At 55.6% G+C, this 19,268-nt stretch carries 16 protein-coding genes and 2 tRNA genes; 2 read left to right on the forward strand and 16 right to left on the reverse strand.

Annotated elements, in window-relative coordinates; translation table 11 throughout:
* Window positions 1-131 precede the first annotated feature (131 nt).
* The gene (locus tag HZU72_RS02110) at window positions 132-1,310 is read left to right on the forward strand and encodes an acetyl-CoA C-acetyltransferase (RefSeq protein ID WP_022520696.1); all 1,179 of its coding nucleotides are present in this window, start codon (window positions 132-134) and stop codon (window positions 1,308-1,310) included.
* Between the two features lie 68 nt (window positions 1,311-1,378).
* Here the strand turns inward: HZU72_RS02110 and HZU72_RS02115 are convergent, their stop codons facing one another.
* From HZU72_RS02115 to rlmE, 16 genes are all read right to left on the reverse strand, one after another.
* Entirely contained in the window at window positions 1,379-2,548 is a 1,170-nt protein-coding gene (locus HZU72_RS02115) for an MFS transporter (RefSeq protein WP_180090186.1), read from the reverse strand.
* Between the two features lie 172 nt (window positions 2,549-2,720).
* On the reverse strand, window positions 2,721-4,889 hold the full coding sequence (pnp, locus tag HZU72_RS02120; RefSeq protein WP_180090188.1) for a polyribonucleotide nucleotidyltransferase: 2,169 nt from the start codon (window positions 4,887-4,889) through the stop codon (window positions 2,721-2,723).
* Between the two features lie 164 nt (window positions 4,890-5,053).
* Window positions 5,054-5,323, reverse strand: a complete 270-nt coding sequence (gene rpsO / locus HZU72_RS02125) for a 30S ribosomal protein S15 (protein ID WP_007111823.1) — start codon at window positions 5,321-5,323, stop codon at window positions 5,054-5,056.
* A gap of 140 nt (window positions 5,324-5,463) precedes the next feature.
* Entirely contained in the window at window positions 5,464-6,384 is a 921-nt protein-coding gene (gene truB, locus HZU72_RS02130) for a tRNA pseudouridine(55) synthase TruB (RefSeq protein WP_180090190.1), read from the reverse strand.
* A complete protein-coding gene (gene rbfA / locus HZU72_RS02135) occupies window positions 6,384-6,803 on the reverse strand; it encodes a 30S ribosome-binding factor RbfA (RefSeq protein WP_180090192.1) in 420 nt (139 codons plus the stop codon). The genes truB and rbfA overlap by 1 nt, the downstream gene beginning before the upstream one ends.
* A gap of 18 nt (window positions 6,804-6,821) precedes the next feature.
* Window positions 6,822-9,422 carry a translation initiation factor IF-2 gene (gene infB / locus HZU72_RS02140; RefSeq protein WP_180090195.1) on the reverse strand — a complete coding sequence of 867 codons (2,601 nt, stop codon included), beginning with the start codon at window positions 9,420-9,422 and terminating at the stop codon, window positions 6,822-6,824.
* Window positions 9,423-9,449: 27 nt separating this feature from the next.
* A complete protein-coding gene (gene nusA / locus HZU72_RS02145) occupies window positions 9,450-10,964 on the reverse strand; it encodes a transcription termination factor NusA (protein ID WP_180090197.1) in 1,515 nt (504 codons plus the stop codon).
* Between the two features lie 72 nt (window positions 10,965-11,036).
* Window positions 11,037-11,498, reverse strand: a complete 462-nt coding sequence (rimP, locus tag HZU72_RS02150) for a ribosome maturation factor RimP (protein WP_007111828.1) — start codon at window positions 11,496-11,498, stop codon at window positions 11,037-11,039.
* A 373-nt stretch (window positions 11,499-11,871) separates the two neighbouring features.
* Window positions 11,872-11,948, reverse strand: a tRNA-Met gene (locus HZU72_RS02155).
* A 160-nt stretch (window positions 11,949-12,108) separates the two neighbouring features.
* A tRNA-Leu gene (locus HZU72_RS02160) sits at window positions 12,109-12,195 on the reverse strand.
* A 29-nt stretch (window positions 12,196-12,224) separates the two neighbouring features.
* On the reverse strand, window positions 12,225-12,584 hold the full coding sequence (gene secG, locus HZU72_RS02165; RefSeq protein WP_180090199.1) for a preprotein translocase subunit SecG: 360 nt from the start codon (window positions 12,582-12,584) through the stop codon (window positions 12,225-12,227).
* Between the two features lie 4 nt (window positions 12,585-12,588).
* Window positions 12,589-13,338, reverse strand: coding sequence for a triose-phosphate isomerase (gene tpiA / locus HZU72_RS02170; RefSeq protein ID WP_180090201.1), 750 nt, complete (start codon window positions 13,336-13,338; stop codon window positions 12,589-12,591).
* Window positions 13,339-13,459: 121 nt separating this feature from the next.
* Window positions 13,460-14,809 (reverse strand): phosphoglucosamine mutase, encoded by a 1,350-nt coding sequence (glmM, locus tag HZU72_RS02175; RefSeq protein WP_180090202.1) that lies wholly within the window; start codon window positions 14,807-14,809, stop codon window positions 13,460-13,462.
* Window positions 14,806-15,720 (reverse strand): dihydropteroate synthase, encoded by a 915-nt coding sequence (gene folP / locus HZU72_RS02180; protein ID WP_180090204.1) that lies wholly within the window; start codon window positions 15,718-15,720, stop codon window positions 14,806-14,808. Before folP ends, glmM begins: the two co-directional genes overlap by 4 nt.
* Before the next feature lie 105 nt (window positions 15,721-15,825).
* The gene (ftsH, locus tag HZU72_RS02185; RefSeq protein ID WP_180090206.1) at window positions 15,826-17,841 is read right to left on the reverse strand and encodes an ATP-dependent zinc metalloprotease FtsH; all 2,016 of its coding nucleotides are present in this window, start codon (window positions 17,839-17,841) and stop codon (window positions 15,826-15,828) included.
* A 255-nt stretch (window positions 17,842-18,096) separates the two neighbouring features.
* Window positions 18,097-18,744 (reverse strand): 23S rRNA (uridine(2552)-2'-O)-methyltransferase RlmE, encoded by a 648-nt coding sequence (gene rlmE / locus HZU72_RS02190; RefSeq protein ID WP_180090208.1) that lies wholly within the window; start codon window positions 18,742-18,744, stop codon window positions 18,097-18,099.
* Between the two features lie 114 nt (window positions 18,745-18,858).
* Here rlmE and yhbY point away from each other — a divergent pair, with 114 nt between their 5' ends.
* Window positions 18,859-19,185, forward strand: a complete 327-nt coding sequence (gene yhbY / locus HZU72_RS02195; protein ID WP_022520713.1) for a ribosome assembly RNA-binding protein YhbY — start codon at window positions 18,859-18,861, stop codon at window positions 19,183-19,185.
* The last annotated feature ends 83 nt before the right edge of the window (window positions 19,186-19,268 follow it).

Genomic DNA, 19,268 nt, shown 5'->3' on the forward strand with positions numbered 1-19,268 from the left:
CCGCAATGCATCACCTTCCCCTATGCTGAAGAGACGGCTGACAGAGTACGAATAAAAGAGTACGGCTGACAGAGCACGCCTATCGGGCATCTGGCATCAGACTGTCTGTTAATTACTCCAGGAGTCATCTTATGCAAGAAGTAGTCATTGTTGCGGCACGCCGCACCGCTGTGGGCGCTTTCGGCGGCTCCCTCGCAGGTATTCCAGCGAGCGACCTGGGCGCCTTGGTAATCAAAGATATCCTCGCCTCCACCGGCGTTTCTCCCGATCAAGTTGACGAAGTACTGCTGGGCCAGGTGCTCACCGCGGGCGTTGGCCAAAACCCGGCGCGCCAAGCGGCTATCAAGGGCGGCCTGCCAGACTCGGTACCGGCCATGACCATCAACAAAGTGTGTGGCTCAGGCCTTAAAGCGCTGCATCTCGCTACGCAGGCAATTCGCTGCGGCGATGCCGAGCTGATTCTGGCCGGTGGTCAGGAGAACATGTCCGCCTCGCCACACGTACTCCCCAACTCGCGCAACGGTCAGCGCATGGGCGATTGGAAGGCAATTGATTCCATGGTGCACGACGGCCTGTGGGATGCGTTCAACAACTACCACATGGGCATTACTGCCGAGAACTTGGCCGAGAAGTACGGCATCACCCGCGAAGCGATGGACGAGTTCGCCGCAGCGTCCCAGCAGAAAGCCGCTGCCGCCATCAAAGAAGGTAAGTTCAAAGGCCAGATCGTGCCGGTGGAAATTCCCCAGCGCAAAGGCGACCCGGTGGTGTTTGATACCGATGAGAACCCACGGGAAGTTACCGCGGAGAAGCTTGGCGGCATGCGCCCTGCGTTTAAGAAAGACGGCACCGTTACCGCCGGTAACGCCTCGGCGCTCAACGACGGCGCGGCAGTGGTTATGCTCTGCTCCGCCGAAAAAGCCAAGCAGTTGGGGCTAGAGCCACTGGCACGTATAGCGGCTTACTCCAACGCAGGCGTTGACCCTGCCATTATGGGTATCGGCCCCGCACCGGCCACTCGCCGCTGCCTTGAAAAAGCCGGCTGGAGCCTGGATGACCTGGATCTGGTAGAAGCCAACGAAGCCTTCGCTGCCCAGGCGCTCTCCGTTAACAAAGAACTCGGCTGGGATACGTCTAAAGTGAACGTCAACGGCGGCGCGATCGCCCTAGGCCACCCCATTGGAGCCTCCGGCTGCCGCGTACTAGTCACGCTGCTCCACGAAATGATCGCCCGCGACGCCAAGAAAGGCCTCGCGACGCTGTGTATCGGCGGCGGTCAGGGCGTAGCACTGGCTATCGAGCGTCCTTGATTGTTTCTGAGGTAAACGCTAAACCCATGCCCCCGCTGCTCGCGGGGGTATTTTTTTCACCTACTGGCTCAACGTGTCTTCTGACCAACGACCTTGGCTGGCGTGCTTAGTACCAACAGCGCCCCCAACAGGAATAATCCAGATGCGGCCCACATGGCAATGGGAAGGCTAGTGCCATCGACGATACGCCCACCCAACATGGCACCCAAACCAATCGACATATTGAAGGTAAACGCCATCAACGCCGTGGCGGCTTCGGTATTGGGTGCGGTGCGTAAAATCCAGGTTTGAATGCTGACCGATACGCTGCCAAACACCGCGCCCCACATCATGAGTAGCATCACGCCGCTGCTCGGCTGCCCCCCCAGCAGAGGAAAAATGGCCACCACAATGAGCAGCAGGCTGGGAATCGCCAGCACTGCGCGGTAAGGGTGACGACCGGCAAACATGCCTGCCGCAATATTACCCACAATGCCTGCCGCCCCGTAAAGCAGCAGCAGGCTGCTCACATGGCGTTGGGAAATACCGCTGATCTCTTGCAGGATGGGGCTAATAAAGGTGTAGGCCGCAAAGTGGCCAACCACCACAAAAGCCGTGGTTAACACCGCCACCCGCACCCCGCGATTGCTAAACTGCTGTGCGAGCACTCGGAGCCGCACCGGCTCCCGTGGTGGTAACGGCGGTAGCCAAAACCACAGAGCAGCGGCCGTTAACAGGCTTAGGACGCCCAGCGCCCCAAAGGCGACTCGCCAGTTGCTGAGATCCCCCAGCAGCGTGCCCAGTGGCACACCCAGCACCGAGGCCGCCGCGACGCCACCAAAAATCATCGTCATTGCTTTTGGCACCTGAGCCTCCGGCACTAGGCGTGGGGCAATACTGCCCGCCACAGCCCAAAAGCCACCAATGCTAAGCCCCACCAGCACGCGGGCGGCAAGCAACAGGATAAAGCTGCTGGCCAATGCCGATAGCACACTCCCGGCCACCATGACGGCCATCAATACCGTGAGCATAATGCGCCGATCCAAGCGCCCCACCGCTACCGGCAGCAGTGGGGCTGAAAAGGCAGCGACTACGCCGGGCACGGTGACCATTAAGCCTGCCATGCCGGGGGTAACGCCCATTGAATCGGCCACTTGAGAGAGTAACCCAATCGGCAGTTGCTCTGCGGTCACCAGTAAAAAAATGCCGATCATCACGGCCACCACCGCCCACCAACGCGGCGCTTGTTGCTGCTCCATCTGCTGCTCCCTGACTGTCTAAATCCCGGCGAACAAAGCGTTACCTAACCACAAAACACTATCTAGCAAAAAAATAGTTAGCAAAAAATAGTTAGCAAAAACAGTACCTAGCAAAAACAAAGCCCCCGTAGCCAGAGGCTACGAGGGCGGTATCAGAAACCTAGCTAGCGATTTAAATCGCCGCTTCGGTTTCCGCTGCTTCCGCGGTAAAAGCGGCTTTCTCTTCTTCGGTAATCTCTTTCATCGACAGCTTCACGCGGTTGCGGTTGTCGATATCCAGCACCTTAACGATCACGTCATCGCCTTCGTTCAAGAAGTCGCGCACGTTATTAACCCGCTCGGCAACGATTTGCGAGATGTGAACCAGGCCATCGGTACCGGGCATGATGTTAACGAACGCACCGAAGTCAGCAATACGCACGACCTTGCCGTGATACAGCTTGCCGATTTCCGCTTCAGCGGTAATCGCCAGTACGGTGTCGATGGCGCGCTTGGCGGCGGCTTTATCTTCCGCGTAAATACGCACGGTACCATCGTCGTCGAGATCAATAGAGGCGCCGGTGTCTTCGCAGATTTTGCGAATGGTTGCGCCACCTTTACCGATAACGTCACGGATCTTGTCCGGATCGATTTTGATCGTTGCCATGGACGGCGCGTTGTCGGAGACATCGCTACGGCTCTGGCTGATCACGACATTCATTTGCTCAAGAATACTCAGTCGCGCGGTCAGTGCTTGCTGCAGCGCGAGTTCCATAATCTCTTCGTTGATGCCTTCGATCTTGATGTCCATCTGCAGGGCGGTGACGCCCTCTTCGGAACCGGCAACTTTAAAGTCCATATCGCCAAGGTGATCTTCGTCACCCAGAATATCGGTCAATACCGCAAAACCGTCCGGGTCTTTTACCAAGCCCATGGCAATACCGGCGACCGGTGCTTTTAACGGTACGCCTGCGTCCATCAAGGCCAGCGAAGAGCCACACACAGAGGCCATGGAGCTGGAACCGTTAGACTCGGTAATTTCAGAAACGACACGGATGGTGTAGGGGAACGCATCTTCGGACGGCAGCATCGCCTGCACGCCACGACGTGCTAAGCGGCCATGGCCGATTTCGCGACGCTTCGGGCCACCCATAAAGCCAGCTTCACCCACTGAGTAGGGAGGGAAGTTGTAGTGCAGCATAAAGCGGTCTTTACGCTCACCTTCCAGTGATTCGATTAGCTGTGAATCACGCAGCGTGCCCAGCGTTGCTACGGCAATCGCCTGGGTCTCACCACGCGTAAAGATGGCAGAACCGTGAGCCTTCGGCAGTACACCGACTTCGATAGCCAGCGGACGAACGGTTTGATTGTCACGACCGTCAATACGCGGCTCGCCTTTTACCACCCGTGAACGCACAACGCGTTTTTCCAGGCTAGCAAAGGCACCTTTGACGTCATCTTTGCTGAACTTGTCGTTAACCGGTTCGCCTTCATCGGCTGCCAGCTGTTCAATCGCCAGGTCTTTCAACTCAGCCAGTGCATCCTGGCGCTGCATTTTGTCGGTGATGCGGTAAGCATCGCCCACTTTAGCTTCAAACGCATCAGCCATGGCGGCTTTGAGTGCCTGGTTCTCTTCGGCGGCCTGCCACTCCCAGCGCGGCTTGCCCGCTTCAGCAACCAGTTCGTTAATGGCACTGATCGCGACCTGCATTTCCTGGTGACCGAACAGTACGGCTCCCAGCATTTCGTCTTCGAGCAGCTCTTTGGCTTCCGACTCAACCATCAGCACGGCTTTTTCAGTACCGGCGACGACCATGTCCAGCTCAGAGGTGGCCAGTTCTTCAACCGTTGGGTTGAGGAAGTAGCCTTTCTCTTCGTTAAAGCCCACGCGGGCTGCGCCAATCGGGCCACTAAACGGCACGCCAGAGATACTCAGCGCTGCGGAGGTGCCAAGCAATGCGGCGATATCCGGATCGTGGTTACGGTCAGTGGACAGAACGGTACAGACGACCTGCACTTCGTTCATGAAGCCTTTGGGGAACAGCGGACGGATCGGGCGATCAATCAGACGCGAGGTCAGCGTCTCTTTTTCAGTGGGACGACCTTCGCGCTTGAAGAAGCCGCCAGGAATCTTGCCCACTGCGTAGGTTTTCTCTTGGTAGTGTACCGAGAGAGGGAAAAAGGGTTGGCTCGGGTTTGCCTCTTTGCGAGCGACAACGGTACACAGCACGACGGTGTCATCCATGGTAACCATGACAGCGCCGGTAGCTTGGCGAGCAATACGCCCGGTTTCGAGCGTGACGGTGCTACGACCGTACTGGAACGTTTTCTTTACCGGATTCACAGCGACTTCCTTCAGCATTATCAATATCTACTTGTCTATTCGTTTAGGTCGTTTTGACTCGTTACCATTCTAGGCGCTGGAGCGCGATAGGGCTACCAGTTCCCTACTTGCAGTAAACACGAAACATAAAAAAACGGGCAGCTCACAAAGAGCTGCCCGTTTCTAATCGTTGCCGTTAACGCTTAACGACGCAGACCCAGACGCTGAATCAGGGACTGATAGCGTTCGAAATCTTTACGCTTTAGGTAGTCCAGCAGCTTACGACGCTGGTTAACCATGCGGATCAGACCACGACGCGAGTGGTGATCCTGTTTGTTGGTCTTGAAGTGATCCTGCAGGCCATTAATGTTGGCGCTCAGCAGTGCAACTTGCACTTCAGGGGAACCGGTATCGTTATCGCCGCGGCCGTATTCAGTGACGATCTCGGCCTTCTTCTCAGCGGTTAAAGCCATCTGTCTCTCCAGTAAGCAATATGCCTAAAAATGAATGGGTGAGACCACGCATATTTGCAGTCTCAAGCTACTATTTTTTACTAGCTAGTTACTTTCCACTAACTAGATTCACGTAGACGGCTGCATCCTTGCAACGCTGTTTACGAGATAGCGACGGTACTTAACAGCCGCTTAGGTGCCACTTCCTGGGCACCTTTCACTACGCCAAGGCCGATAAACGTCTCGGCGTAATAAAGTCGGGCTACTTCGTCCGGGGCTAATGCGCCGGTTTCGAGAGCAGCGGGCTGGCCATGGGCCAAACGAGAATGGGCGGTGTCGTCTACCGTCAGTAACGGTAAATGATCCACCAGCACATCCAAGGGCATGAGCTCAGCTTCCAGTGCCGCTTGGTCGGCCAATGCTTCCAAGGCCTCTAGCGTCCACATCGCGTCGGCTAAAAAGGGCCCCGTTTTGAGCCTTCTTAGTTGACTGATGTGCGCACCACAGCCAAGCGCTTGGCCAATATCTTCGGCTAGCGTGCGGATGTAAGTGCCTTTACTGCAGCTTACTTCCAGCTCAAAAGCAGTGCCTTCAAACGATAGCAGGCGCGCATCATACACGCTTACGCGCCGGGCTGCACGCTCTACCTGCTTGCCTTCCCGGGCCAGCTCGTAAAGTTTTTTGCCCTGATGCTTGAGGGCCGAGTACATCGGCGGCACTTGGTCAATCTCACCGCGAAAACGGGTGAGCACAGCTTCCACGTCATCGACGCTTAGGCTGGGAACCTCATGCTGCTCAATAATCGTACCTTCCGCATCGCCGGTATCGGTGATCACCCCTAGCTCTACCCGGGTGCGATACACCTTGTCGGCTTCCAGCAAGTGCGACGAGAACTTGGTCGCTTCGCCTAGGCAAATCGGCAATAAGCCGGTTGCCATCGGGTCTAGCGTGCCGGTGTGTCCAGCTTTTTGAGCCTGGAACAGCCGACGTACACGCTGCAGCGCATGGTTGCTGGAAACGCCCTTGGGCTTATCCAGCAGCAGTACGCCATTAACCGGTAAACCGCGACGTTGACGCGCCACTAGCGGGTTTCCTCACTATTATCCTGGGCGTCGGCATCTTGGTCACTGTCTTGATAGCGTGCACGATCCGTCGTCACTGCTTCATCAATCAATGAAGAGAGTTGCTGACCGCGCACCACGCTTTCATCGAAATGAAAACGCAGCTCCGGTACGTGACGTAGCTTGATGCGCTTGGCAATCTGGCTTCTTAGAAAACCGGCAGCGCGCTTAAGCACCTGCAGATTCTCTTTAATACGCTCGGGCTCTTGCTCACCCAACAGAGTGACGTAGACGTCGGAGTAGCCAAGGTCACGGCTAACGGTAACGCCGCTGACCGTGACCATGCCCAAACGCGGGTCTTTCACTTCTCGTTGGATCAACACAGCCAGCTCCTTTTGGAGCTGGTCGGCTACCCGGTCGGTACGCTTAAATTCGCGCATGTTTAGCTCCTCGCAGCCTTACAGGCTACGCTCGACCTTCACTTGGTCGAAGACTTCGATCTTATCGCCGACTTGGACATCGTTGTAGTTCTTCACGCCGATGCCACACTCCATGCCGTTGCGCACTTCCTGCACATCGTCTTTGAAGCGGCGCAGCGATTCGAGCTCGCCTTCGTAGATCACCACGTCATCACGCAACACGCGGATCTTCTTATTACGATGCACGCTGCCTTCAACCACCATACAGCCGGCGATGGCACCAATCTTCGGCGCACGGAACACATCGCGCACTTCGGCAATACCGACGATCTCTTCTTTCCACTCAGGTGCGAGCATACCGCTCATCGCCTGTTTGACCTCGTCGATCAGCTGGTAAATAACGCTGTAGTAACGCAGATCCAGGCCTTCGCGCTCAACGATCTCGCGGGCAGCGGCGTCAGCACGGACGTTAAAGCCGACTACGATGGCTTCCGACGCCAGCGCCAGGTTGGCATCGGTACCGGTGATACCACCAACACCCGAAGAGACCACGGCGACTTCAACTTCACCGGTGGAGAGTTCTTCCAGGGCGCCTTTGATCGCTTCCAGAGAACCTTGAACGTCGGCTTTGAGGACGATGTTGACCTTGGCCACTTCGTCTTGGCCCATCTGGCTGAACATGTTCTCCAGCTTGGCCTTCTGCTGACGCGCCAGACGCACTTCGCGGTATTTGCCTTGACGAAAGTTGGCCACTTCGCGGGCTTTCTTCTCGTCTGCAACGACCATAAAGTCATCACCGGCATCCGGCGTGCCGCCCAAGCCTTGAATCTCTACCGGCATGGCCGGGCCAACCGCATCGACTTGCTGGGCAAGTTCGTTGGTCAGCGCACGTACACGACCGTAGTGCAGGCCAGCCAGGACGATATCGCCCTTTTTCAGCGTACCGTTCTGAACCAGTACGGTAGCGACCGGACCACGACCTTTATCAAGGCGCGATTCAACCACCACGCCTTTACCAGGCGCAGAAGGAACGGCTTTAAGCTCAAGCACTTCAGAGACCAGTTGGATTGCTTCCAACAGTTCTTCAATACCTTCACCGGTCTTGGCGGAAACGTGAACAAACTGAGTATCACCGCCCCATTCTTCGGAGATCACGCCGTGCTGCGAAAGCTCATTCTTGATGCGATCAAGATCGATACCATCTTTATCGATCTTGTTGACCGCTACCACCATGGGCACTTCAGCGGCTTTGGAGTGTTCAATCGCCTCAATCGTCTGAGGCATCACGCCATCGTCGGCAGCCACAACCAGAATAACCACGTCTGTCGCCTTGGCACCACGGGCACGCATGGCGGTAAACGCCGCGTGGCCTGGGGTATCCAGGAAGGTCACGCCACCGTGGTTATCTTCCACGTGGTAGGCACCGATATGCTGGGTAATACCACCGGCCTCACCGGTCGCCACTTTCGCTTTACGGATGTAATCCAGCAGCGAGGTTTTACCGTGGTCAACGTGCCCCATCACCGTAACAACGGGTGACCGCGTGATCTCTTCGCCTTCATAGGAGATGCCTTCGAGCATTTCCGTTTCCAGCGCGTCATCTTTAACGAGCTTCGGCGTATGGCCCATCTCCTCTACCACGATCGCAGCCGTATCCTGATCGATGGTTTGGTTGATGGTAACCGCCGCGCCCATGTTAAACATGGCCTTGATCACTTCATTGGCCTTGATCGACATCTTGTCGGCCAATTCCGCCACGCTGATCGATTCAGGGATCGATACTTCACGCACGATCGGCTGAGTCGGCTTCTGGAAAGCGTGCTTGCCATTGCCGGTCTGGTTGCCACCACGGCGACCACCACGACGCTGTTCGGCACGTTTTACCTTCTTACCACCGCCGCCGCGCTTGCGCTCTTCGCGATCACCACGATCTTCATCGTCACGGCGACCTTTGTTCTTCGCTGCCGTTTTCTTAGGCGGAGCGGTACGACGGTCAGTGCGGCCCTCTTTCGGCGGCGCTGGCGGCATATCGTCACCGGACGGCGTATCGTCGATTTCAAGATTCGGCACAGGAATGTCTGGCGTAGCCGGTGCTTTGGCTGCCGTAGGCGCTTTCGGCTTGGCTTCAGACTCTTTACTACGTGCCGTTGTTTCAGCTTCTTTATTGCTACGCGCGGTGGCTTCCGCTACCTGTGCAGCACGGGCTTTCTTAGCAGCGGCTTTTTCTTCGGCTTCACGCGCATCAGACACTTTGCGCTCAGCTTCGGCTTCCGCCATATCGCCCACTAGCTGGCGCGGGCCGGTATAGCTAGGCTCCGGCGCTTTCGGCTTCTCATCTTCAGCGCTTTTGACGTAGGTCTTTTTCTTACGTACCTGCACTTCAATGGTTTTGCCGCGCTCGCCGGTATTGATACGGCTGCGGGTTTTACGCGTCAGCGTAATACGGTTTTTTCCCGCTTCAGGAGTGTCACTACCGCCGTGGCTCTTCTTCAAGAAACTCAGTAGCTTCTGCTTATCTTCTTCAGACACAGCATCGCTTTCAGAAGCGTGTTTCAAACCCGCTTCTTTCATTTGCTCTAGTAGGCGAGGCACATCACGGCCCACCTTTCCTGCGAAATCTTTAACTGTCATATCTGACATATTGACCCTCCTCAGCCCGTGACCTGTTTACTGTGTGTTCGAATCCGATGCATCATCGACTTCAAACCAGGGCGCACGGGCAGTCATGATCAGTGCCGCTGCGCGCGCTTCGTCCAACTCCTCGATATCGACCAGATCGTCGACAGACTGCTCGGCGAGATCTTCCATGGTGACGATGCCGCGACTGGCCAGAATGAAGGCCAGGTGGCGCTCCATGCCATCCATCTCCAGCAGATCAGCAGCTGGCTGGGCACCGTCTAGCGCTTCTTCCGTGGCAATTGCCATCGTCAGCAGCTCGTCTTTCGCACGTGCGCGTAGCTGCTCTACCAAATCTTCATCGAACTCTTCGATTTCGAGCATCTCTTCCATCGGCACGTAGGCGACTTCTTCCAGGGTAGTGAACCCCTCATCCACCAACAGGCGAGCGACATCTTCATCCACATCGAGGTGTTGGATAAAAGAGTCCACCAGGCTATCAATCTCTTGATCGCGCTTAGACTCCGCTTCCTCTTCGGTCATGACATTAATGCGCCAGCCGGTAAGTTCAGAAGCCAAACGCACGTTCTGACCGCTCCGGCCAATCGCCTGAGCAAGGTTATCCTGCGCCACGGCCACATCCATTGCGTGGGCGTCTTCGTCCACAAGGATAGACCCAACATCGGCAGGTGCCATGGCGTTAATCACCAATTGGGCGGGATTGTCATCCCACAGCACGATATCAACACGTTCGTTTTGCAGCTCCGAAGAGACCGCCTGAACGCGCGAACCGCGCATCCCCACACAAGCCCCCACAGGGTCAATGCGGCGATCATTGGTTTTGACCGCAATTTTGGCCCGTGAACCGGGATCACGCGCAGCACCTTTGATCTCAATCAACTGCTCAGCGATCTCTGGCACTTCAATTTTGAACAGCTCGATGATCAGCTCGGGACACGTCCGCGATAGCTGAAGCTGGGCACCGCGTGCATCGGGGTCCACTTTGACCAACAGGGCGCGCACCCGCTCGTTCATGCGGTAACGCTCGCCGTGAATCATTTCATTGCGCGGCAAAAACGCCTCAGCGTTTTCGCCCAAATCAATGATCAGGCCATCACGTGTGGTCTTTTTAACGATGCCCGCAACCAGTTCACCTTCGCGATCGGCATATTGGCGCACGACTTCGGCCCGCTCGGCTTCGCGTACTTTCTGTACAATCACCTGCTTGGCAGTTTGTGCAGCAATACGACCAAAAGACGCATTTTCGATGCTTTTTTCGACAACATCGCCTAATTTCAGCGGCGGATCGCGCTGCTCGGCGATGCTCTCTTTAATTTCGTAATCTGGCGTTTCGAATTCGTCATCTTCCACAACCGTCCAGGTGCGGAAGGTTTCGTATTCGCCAGTGCGGCGGTCAATATGCACGCGCACATTGGCTTCTTCTCTTTCAAAACGCTTGCGTGACGCGCTCGCAAGAGCGGCTTCTACCGCCTCGAAGATGACATCACGCGGGACGCCCTTCTCATTGGAGATCGCGTCAACGACCATTAAAATTTCTTTACTCATGCGTATGCCTCGCCAGAAAACCTATCCTTATGTGCATCACCCCGGCAGCCTGCCGGCAGCGCCGCCACCCGGTCAATCGTCGAACTGCGGTACAATGTGAGCAGAATCAATACTCTCAATTGGAAAGCAGTACTCTTCGCCATCCAGTTGTAGCAGTACTTCATCCCCCTCAACACCGACCAAAAGCCCTTGATACTTGCGCCGCCCATCAAAGGCAGTGCGCAGCTTCAGCGCGACGTGATGACCTTGAAAGCGGGTAAACTGATCCAGGGAATACAAGGGACGTGCCATACCGGGCGAGGAGACTTCCAACCGGTACTCACCGGCAATGGGGTCTTCTACATCCATAACGGCACTGACTTGGCGGCTAATATCTGCGCAGTCTTCCACGCTGACACCACTCTCGCGCTCGATATAGATCACCAGCCGCGAATTTTTGCCCTGGGAAAGATGGTCGATGCCCCATAGTTCAAAGCCCATGGCAGCAACAACAGGTTCGATCAGCGCGTGAAGCGCAGCGTGTTTAGTGGCCACAGACAAAGCTCCTATAGCCGTTGCATCAGGCACCTGGCCAGGAGTTATTAGAAAAGCTAGGTGGCTGATTGGCGTTACTCGGGAATGTGTCTCCGGTTATCCGGGCGACATCCGCTATTAAGATATTCTTGCTAACGATATTCTGGCTAACAAGGCGGGCGCCAATAAAGCAGCGACCAAGTGCTCTTACTAGCCAAAAGCTGCTAACAAAAAGCCCCTTCACTGGAAGGGGCTTTTTAAAAGAAACCTTGTGTACCATTTCTTAAGTACTACTTCCAGTACCGTCTTAGCAACATGTGACAGGCTATACCTGTAGTGACCGTTATTTCCAATACGTCTTAGAAATAACAATCTAGAACATGCTACTAGAAAATGGTAGCGGGGACCGGATTTGAACCGATGACCTTCGGGTTATGAGCCCGACGAGCTACCAGACTGCTCCACCCCGCATCAATCTAGGTCGACGATAATAGACACTAAAGCCACTTACGTCAAGAACTACTTGCTTCAAGAACCACTTACTTAAAGCTGTCTTTTTCGCCTCAGGTGCCAACTGGCATTCTGGTAACAAAAGAAACGTTCTGGGAAGCTGGCGTGCCAGCAAAACAGATGGTGCCGAAGGCGGGACTTGAACCCGCACGACCATACGGTCACTACCCCCTCAAGATAGCGTGTCTACCAATTCCACCACTTCGGCATCAGGGGAGGCTAAAAAACAGCAGCTGCTTACTCGCCGCTTTCCTCTAGCACTGGCGCGGTATTATCCACGTCCGCAGGCCTGTCGTCAAGCGTCGGCACGCTTTGCTGCTGCTCGATCAAGCGCGAATCGGGAATACCTGCTTCCGGTGCCTGGCCCGCCTGGGTGGCAAAGTAAGCTAGCGCCATAGAGGTGACGAAGAAACCCGCCGCCAAAATAGCCGTTGTGCGCGACAGGAAGTTACCGCTGCCCCGCGAACCGAATACCGTTTGTGATGCACCGCCCCCGAAAGCTGCACCGGCTTCGGCACCTTTACCCTGCTGAAGCAGAATGAGTACCACCAGGGCGACCGCAATCACCACATGAATCATAAGAATTGCAACTTGCATGGCGTTATCCTGCTGACTGACAAATGGCATAAAAATCATCGATCTTGAGTGAGGCTCCGCCCACTAGACCGCCGTCGATATCTGGCTGAGCAAGCAGCTCAGCCGCATTGCCTGCGTTCATACTGCCGCCGTAAAGCAAACGCAGTTGCTCGGCGAGCCCCTTATCGAAACCCGCCTGGTAGGCACGGATGCCTGCCATAACTTCCTGGGCTTGTTCGGGCGTCGCCGTGCGCCCAGTGCCAATGGCCCAAACAGGCTCATAGGCAATAATGACCTGCTTGCGCTGGTCAGGCTCTAAGCGGGACATTACATAGCCCACCTGACGAAGCACCACATCCATCGTGTGACCCGCGTCACGCTCCTCCAGAGATTCACCCACACAGAGAATCGGCTTGAGATCGACACTTAACGCTGCCAATAGACGCGCGAAAATTTGTTCATCGCTCTCTTTGTAGAGTTGACGTCGTTCAGAGTGACCCACCAATACGTAAGAAACCGCAAACTCTTTTAGCATGCGGCCACTTACTTCGCCGGTATGCGCCCCAGAGTGAATAGGGTTCAACGTTTGCGCGCCCAATGAAAGCACCGTACCTTCAAACGCGTGGCGCGCCGCATCCAAATAGGGGAAAGGCGGAATGATAACGACATCCACGTTCGTTGGCGATACGGCGGCGGAGAAGGCCTGGCCGAATTCATTGATCAACGCCACGGAACCGTTCATTTTCCAGTTACCGGCAATTAAAGGCGTACGCATCGACTCTCCTCACTCAAGGTGGAGCGAAATGGTATAGGAGCGGCCTTGTCAAGACAACCGCTGTTATAGCCACAAGCTGGGTTTACCAAACCAGTTTACTGAACCGGTTAGCTGAACACATTTAATTAAGTAGCGCTTGAACCTGATCGGCCAAGCTATGCGCCAATTGATCGACATCTAAATGGGCGCGTCCTTCCACCATTACTCGAATAAGCGGCTCAGTACCTGAGGGACGTAGCAACACTCGCCCCTCATCGCCTAACTCATGCTCTAACGCAGCCACTGCCTGCTGAAGTGGCGCAGATGCCATTACCTCTTTGGCGCTGGCATGGGCGGACAAGCGCACATTAACCAGCGCCTGAGGCACTTTCTCCAATTCTTTTAACAGTGTCGGGAGGCTTTTTTGCTCGCGCATCATCAGCGCCAATACCTGCAACGCGGAGACAATGCCGTCACCAGTGGTCTGCACGTGGGCGCACACAATATGCCCCGACGACTCACCGCCCAGTTCCCAACCATTCGCGGCCATACGCTCCATCACAAAGCGGTCACCGACCTTTGCGCGCTCAAAGGGGATTCCCAGCTTATCCAGCGCCATCGACAAGCCAAAGTTTGACATCAGGGTGCCCACCACACCGCCTTGAAGCAAACCACGCTCGTGGCGATCCCGGGCAATCAGATAGAGAATATCGTCGCCGTCGACTTCGCGCCCGTCGCCATCTACCAGCAGCACACGGTCACCATCGCCATCAAAGGCGATCCCCAAATCCGCATTTTGCTGAATCACGGCAGCACGCAGAGCCGCGGGGTGCGTTGAACCCACCTGCTGGTTAATGTTTAACCCGTCAGGCGCAGAACCAATGGTGGTGACATCAGCCCCCAGCTCGCGGAACACATTGGGCGCGATATGGTAAGTGGCACCGTGAGCACAATCCAAGACGATTTTAAGGCCGTGCAGGCTCAGCCGGTCAGGCAAGGTCGATTTACAAAACTCGATGTAACGGCCTGCGGCGTCGTCGATGCGCGTTGCCTTACCCAGCTGTGCAGCCTCAGCTGTGGTCAGCGGCGCTTCCAGCATCGCTTCAATACGATCTTCCGTGTCATCGGGAAGCTTCTTACCCTCAGCGGAAAAGAACTTGATGCCGTTATCATCAAACGGATTATGCGATGCTGAAATGACGATACCTGCATCGGCACGAAAGGTGCGCGTTAAATAGGCAATACCCGGCGTGGGCATTGGCCCCAGCAGAGATACATCGACACCCGCTGCAGAGAGCCCCGCCTCTAGGGCGGATTCGAACATATAGCCAGAGATCCGGGTATCTTTGCCGATCAGTACCCGCGTTCGGCCTTTATCACGGCGGAGCACCTGACCCGCTGCCCAGCCCAACTTAAGCATAAAATCAGCGGTAATCGGTGATTTACCCACCGTGCCGCGAATACCATCCGTCCCAAAATAGCGCCTTGTCATGCGTCAAACTCCTTGTTTAGCGGCGGCTCGCAGCCTTCTTGTAGTACCGCCCACGCCATATTGACTGCATCGGCCGTTGCAGCCACGTCATGCACGCGCAAAATGTTTGCCCCACGCTCAACCGCCATGGCAGCGAGCGCTAAACCACCGGAGAGACGCTCCTCCACCGGTCGGCCCAACACTTTACCAATCATACTCTTGCGCGACATACCCACCAGCACTGGAAGCTCCAGCGATTGCAGAGACTCCATGTATTTGAGTAAGCGTAGATTGTGTTCTACGGTTTTGCCGAAGCCAAAACCAGGGTCGATCAATAGACGATTGCGGCGTAGGCCAGCCACCTCGCATTCAGCAATCCGACGGGCCAAATAATCCGCCACCTCTTCCTCGATCGGGCGCTGATACGCGGGCGACTGCTGCATATCCTGCGGCTCGCCCTGACGATGCATCAAGCAGACGGGAAGCCCGCTACCCACCGCGGCCAGCAAGGCTCCCTCACGCTCTAACGCGCGCACATCATTAATCATACCAGCGCCCAGCTCGCTCGCCTCGCGTATAACCGCCGGGCAGCTGGTATCCACCGACACCAACGCATCCAACTCGCGCACCAGGACTTCCACCACCGGCGCCACCCGGTCTAGCTCTTCCTGGGGGCTGACAGGGGTAGCCCCAGGGCGGGTCGATTCGCCGCCCACATCTATCATCGCTGCCCCTTCGGCCAGCATCCGCTCAGCGTGGCGCAAAGCGTCATCCAATGCCACGTGCTGGCCACCATCAGAAAAAGAGTCCGGGGTCACATTAAGAATCCCCATTACCCTGGGAAAGGAGAGATCCAGCAGATGGCGCCCACAACGCAGTTGGAGAGCATTTTCTGCGTTTCGTGAAGAGGACGTGTCCAGAATTGATTTCATGCTGCAGCCTGATCAAGAAATGAAACATTGCTGTTATGTACACAGCATATCAAAAAAGGCGCCCCATGACGGGGCGCCTTTGGCTCATGCGGCAATGGCTGGCTATTATGGGCCGGCAGGGCCACCTAGCGGGTCTGAGGGACGGCGACGCGGCCCGTCGTCGTCCTCTTCGCTGTCACCACCAGACGCATCGCCTCCAGACGCGTTTGAAGAAGCGTCGTCTTCAGCCTTCGCTTGCGGCTTGTCATCGTTGACAGGCGTACCGCCACCGGACGAGTCACCGTCATCCCAGCCTTCCGGCGGGCGCGGATCACGACCTTCCATGATGTCTTTCAACTGCGTGGCATCAATGGTCTCGTACTTCATCAAGGCCTCGGCCATGGCGTCCAGCTTATCGCGATTATCGGTCAGGATTTGGCGTGCCTGCTCGTAGCAATCGTCGATGATTTTGCGGACTTCCTTATCAAGACGCGTGGTGGTGTCACCGGACTTCATCTTGCCGCCCCCCTGGCCCGGGCCACCGAGGAACTGATGAGACTCATCCTCGTCGTACATGATCGGGCCCATTTCGTCCGACAAGCCCCACTTGGCAACCATGTTATGGGCCAGCTCAGTAGCACGCTTGATGTCGTTTGAGGCGCCGGTCGTTACACCGTTCGGGCCTAACGTCATCTCTTCGGCAATCCGGCCACCAAACAGCGAGCAGATCTGCCCCAGAATTTGCTGACGGGAGAGGCTGTAGCGATCCTCTTCCGGCAGAAACATGGTGACACCCAGCGCACGGCCACGGGGAATAATCGTTACCTTATAGACCGGATCATGGGAAGGCACGACCAGACCGATAATGGCGTGACCCGACTCATGGTAAGCGGTATTGAGCTTCTCTTTGTCGGTCATGACCATCGATTTGCGCTCAGCGCCCATCATGATCTTGTCCTTCGCGAGTTCAAGCTCTTCCATACTGACCAGGCGCTTATTGCGGCGCGCGGCAAACAGGGCGGCTTCGTTGACCAGGTTGGCCAAGTCCGCACCGGAGAAACCAGGCGTACCACGTGCGATCAGCTGCGGTTTTACGTCATCACCCAGCGGCACTTTACGCAGGTGAACGCCCAGAATGTGCTCACGGCCACGGATGTCCGGCAAGCCGACCGTTACCTGGCGGTCAAAGCGGCCTGGGCGCATTAACGCAGGGTCAAGCACGTCAGGACGGTTGGTCGCGGCAATAACGATGATGCCTTCATTGGCTTCAAAGCCATCCATCTCGACCAGCAGTTGGTTCAACGTCTGCTCACGCTCGTCGTTACCACCACCCATGCCGGTGCCACGTGAACGGCCCACGGCGTCAATCTCATCGATAAAGATAATGCACGGCGCCTGCTTCTTGGCCTGCTCGAACATGTCGCGCACACGCGATGCACCGACACCGACAAACATTTCAACGAAGTCAGAACCCGAAATAGAGAAGAACGGCACTTTGGCTTCGCCTGCAATGGACTTCGCCAGCAGCGTTTTACCGGTACCCGGTGGCCCTACCATCAGCACGCCGCGGGGAATCATACCGCCCAGGCGCTGGAATTTGGTCGGGTCACGCAGGAAGTCGACCAGCTCTTCTACTTCTTCCTTGGCTTCATCACAGCCTGCCACATCGGCAAAGGTGGTTTTGATCTGATCTTGAGAGAGCAGTTTGGCCTTCGATTTACCAAAGCTCATCGGGCCACCTTTACCACCACCGGCTCCGCCCTGCATTTGGCGCATGAAGAACATAAAGATGCCCAAAATCAGCAGAATCGGGAAGCTGGCGATCAGTAGCCGCGTCCAGATACTTTGCTGTTCTGGCTCTTTGCCCACCACTGTCACATTGTTGCTCAACAGGTCGTCCATCAGCTTCGGATCTTCCGCCGCTGGGCGGATCGTCTGGAACTGAGAGCCGTCCGTGCGCTCACCGCTGATGGTGTAACCATCAATCGTTACGCTACGTACCTGCTGATTTTGCACCTGCTGCACAAACTGGGAATAGTTTGTGTTTTGCGGTGCGCTTTCCGTACTGAAATTGTTGAACACTGTCAGTAGGACGGCCGCGATGACCAACCACAGAATCAGGTTCTTCGCCATATCGTTCAAGGGGCTACCCTCATTACAAGAATCCGTCAGTTAAACCCTGGTGCTTAATAAAGTCTGTTACCAATAAGCTTAGTAATACGACATTACATCAGCATCAAGCGTTCAACCATTGCCAAAGCGTCTTATGCCTCGGGCCATCTGTGTCACGCGCACTAATGGCGACTAATGTGACACACGTTGCGCTTGCCTGTCTGGCAATCGCGCTGATAAATCTTGGCTATGAACCACACGGGCAGCGTCTCATTTTAAGGAGAGTCACCCGCGAAACCCTTCGGCCAGAAAATAGACTTCACGGGAACGCGCCCGGGAGGCGTCTGGCTTACGGGTTACTACCTTCTTAAAGCTGCCGCGCAATTCTTTCAAATAGGCGTCAAACCCTTCCCCCTGGAATACTTTAGCTAAAAACCGTCCGCCAGGTGACAACGTTTCGCGGGCAAGTTCTAACGCTAGCTCCACTAAATACATCGCCTGGGGCTGATCAATCGCCGCCATACCACTCATATTGGGGGCCATATCCGACATCACAAGGTCTACACGGCGATTATCCAGGCGTTTTAGTATCGCCTCTAGCACCGCCTCTTCAGTGAAATCACCTTGGATAAAATCTACCCCGGCCAGAGCATCCATCTCCAGGATATCAGAGGCAATCACCACACCTTCAGGCCCGACCCTTTCCGCTGCAATTTGACTCCACCCGCCAGGTGCAGCGCCCAGATCAATCACCGTCATACCGGGACGCAGCAGTTTATCCTTTTCATCCAACTCAATCAGCTTATAGCTGGCACGGGAACGGTAGCCATCTTGCCAGCTCTGCTTCACGTACTGGTCGTCAAAATGCTCCTTCTTCCAGTTATTGCTGGTCTTGCTGACAGAATGTTTTCGGTTCGGGGGCTTTTGCTGCATGTGGGAATCTAACACTGGAATAAGAGATGGGCGCATTCACGCGATCGCTTTCACTCGGTGACGTTTCACCGTAAGATGGAGCGTTAAGCGCTAACCGGGATACCGCAAGATACCATGAGCTTGTCACAGGCACAAAAGAAAGCATTTCGTAGCATTGGCCACCATCTTAATCCAGTGGTCACCGTTTCTGAGAACGGCGTCTCCGAAAATTTGCTCGCAGAACTTAACCGCGCACTCACTGATCACGAACTGATCAAAGTGAAACTTGCCCTTCCTGAGCGGGATGATCGTGCAGCCATGATAGCCGAACTGATCGCTAACAGCCGTGCTGACTTGGTGCAAACCATTGGCAAAATGGCGCTGCTCTATCGTCGCAACCCCCAGGTGAATCCAAAGCTTTCTAACGTTACCCGCTTTGAGAATCATCACGGCCGCCATTAAGCGTTAAATTCAACGCACGCAATAGAGTGTCGCCGTACTAAAGCGCCCCTTCAATCGACTCCAGAGTCAATTGAAGGGGCGTT

The organism is Vreelandella sedimenti (genome assembly GCF_013416325.1).
Lineage (GTDB): Bacteria > Pseudomonadota > Gammaproteobacteria > Pseudomonadales > Halomonadaceae > Vreelandella > Vreelandella sedimenti.

Bases quoted from the DNA above. Each gene is read 5' to 3' on its own strand.
- HZU72_RS02110 (WP_022520696.1), top strand. From the start codon at position 132: ATGCAAGAAGTAGTCATTGTTGCGGCACGCCGCACCGCTGTGGGCGCT.
- HZU72_RS02115 (WP_180090186.1), bottom strand. From the start codon at position 2,548: ATGGAGCAGCAACAAGCGCCGCGTTGGTGGGCGGTGGTGGCCGTGATG.
- pnp (WP_180090188.1), bottom strand. From the start codon at position 4,889: ATGCTGAAGGAAGTCGCTGTGAATCCGGTAAAGAAAACGTTCCAGTAC.
- rpsO (WP_007111823.1), bottom strand. From the start codon at position 5,323: ATGGCTTTAACCGCTGAGAAGAAGGCCGAGATCGTCACTGAATACGGC.
- rbfA (WP_180090192.1), bottom strand. From the start codon at position 6,803: ATGCGCGAATTTAAGCGTACCGACCGGGTAGCCGACCAGCTCCAAAAG.
- infB (WP_180090195.1), bottom strand. From the start codon at position 9,422: ATGTCAGATATGACAGTTAAAGATTTCGCAGGAAAGGTGGGCCGTGAT.
- nusA (WP_180090197.1), bottom strand. From the start codon at position 10,964: ATGAGTAAAGAAATTTTAATGGTCGTTGACGCGATCTCCAATGAGAAG.
- secG (WP_180090199.1), bottom strand. From the start codon at position 12,584: ATGCAAGTTGCAATTCTTATGATTCATGTGGTGATTGCGGTCGCCCTG.
- tpiA (WP_180090201.1), bottom strand. From the start codon at position 13,338: ATGCGTACGCCTTTAATTGCCGGTAACTGGAAAATGAACGGTTCCGTG.
- glmM (WP_180090202.1), bottom strand. From the start codon at position 14,809: ATGACAAGGCGCTATTTTGGGACGGATGGTATTCGCGGCACGGTGGGT.
- folP (WP_180090204.1), bottom strand. From the start codon at position 15,720: ATGAAATCAATTCTGGACACGTCCTCTTCACGAAACGCAGAAAATGCT.
- rlmE (WP_180090208.1), bottom strand. From the start codon at position 18,744: ATGCAGCAAAAGCCCCCGAACCGAAAACATTCTGTCAGCAAGACCAGC.
- yhbY (WP_022520713.1), top strand. From the start codon at position 18,859: ATGAGCTTGTCACAGGCACAAAAGAAAGCATTTCGTAGCATTGGCCAC.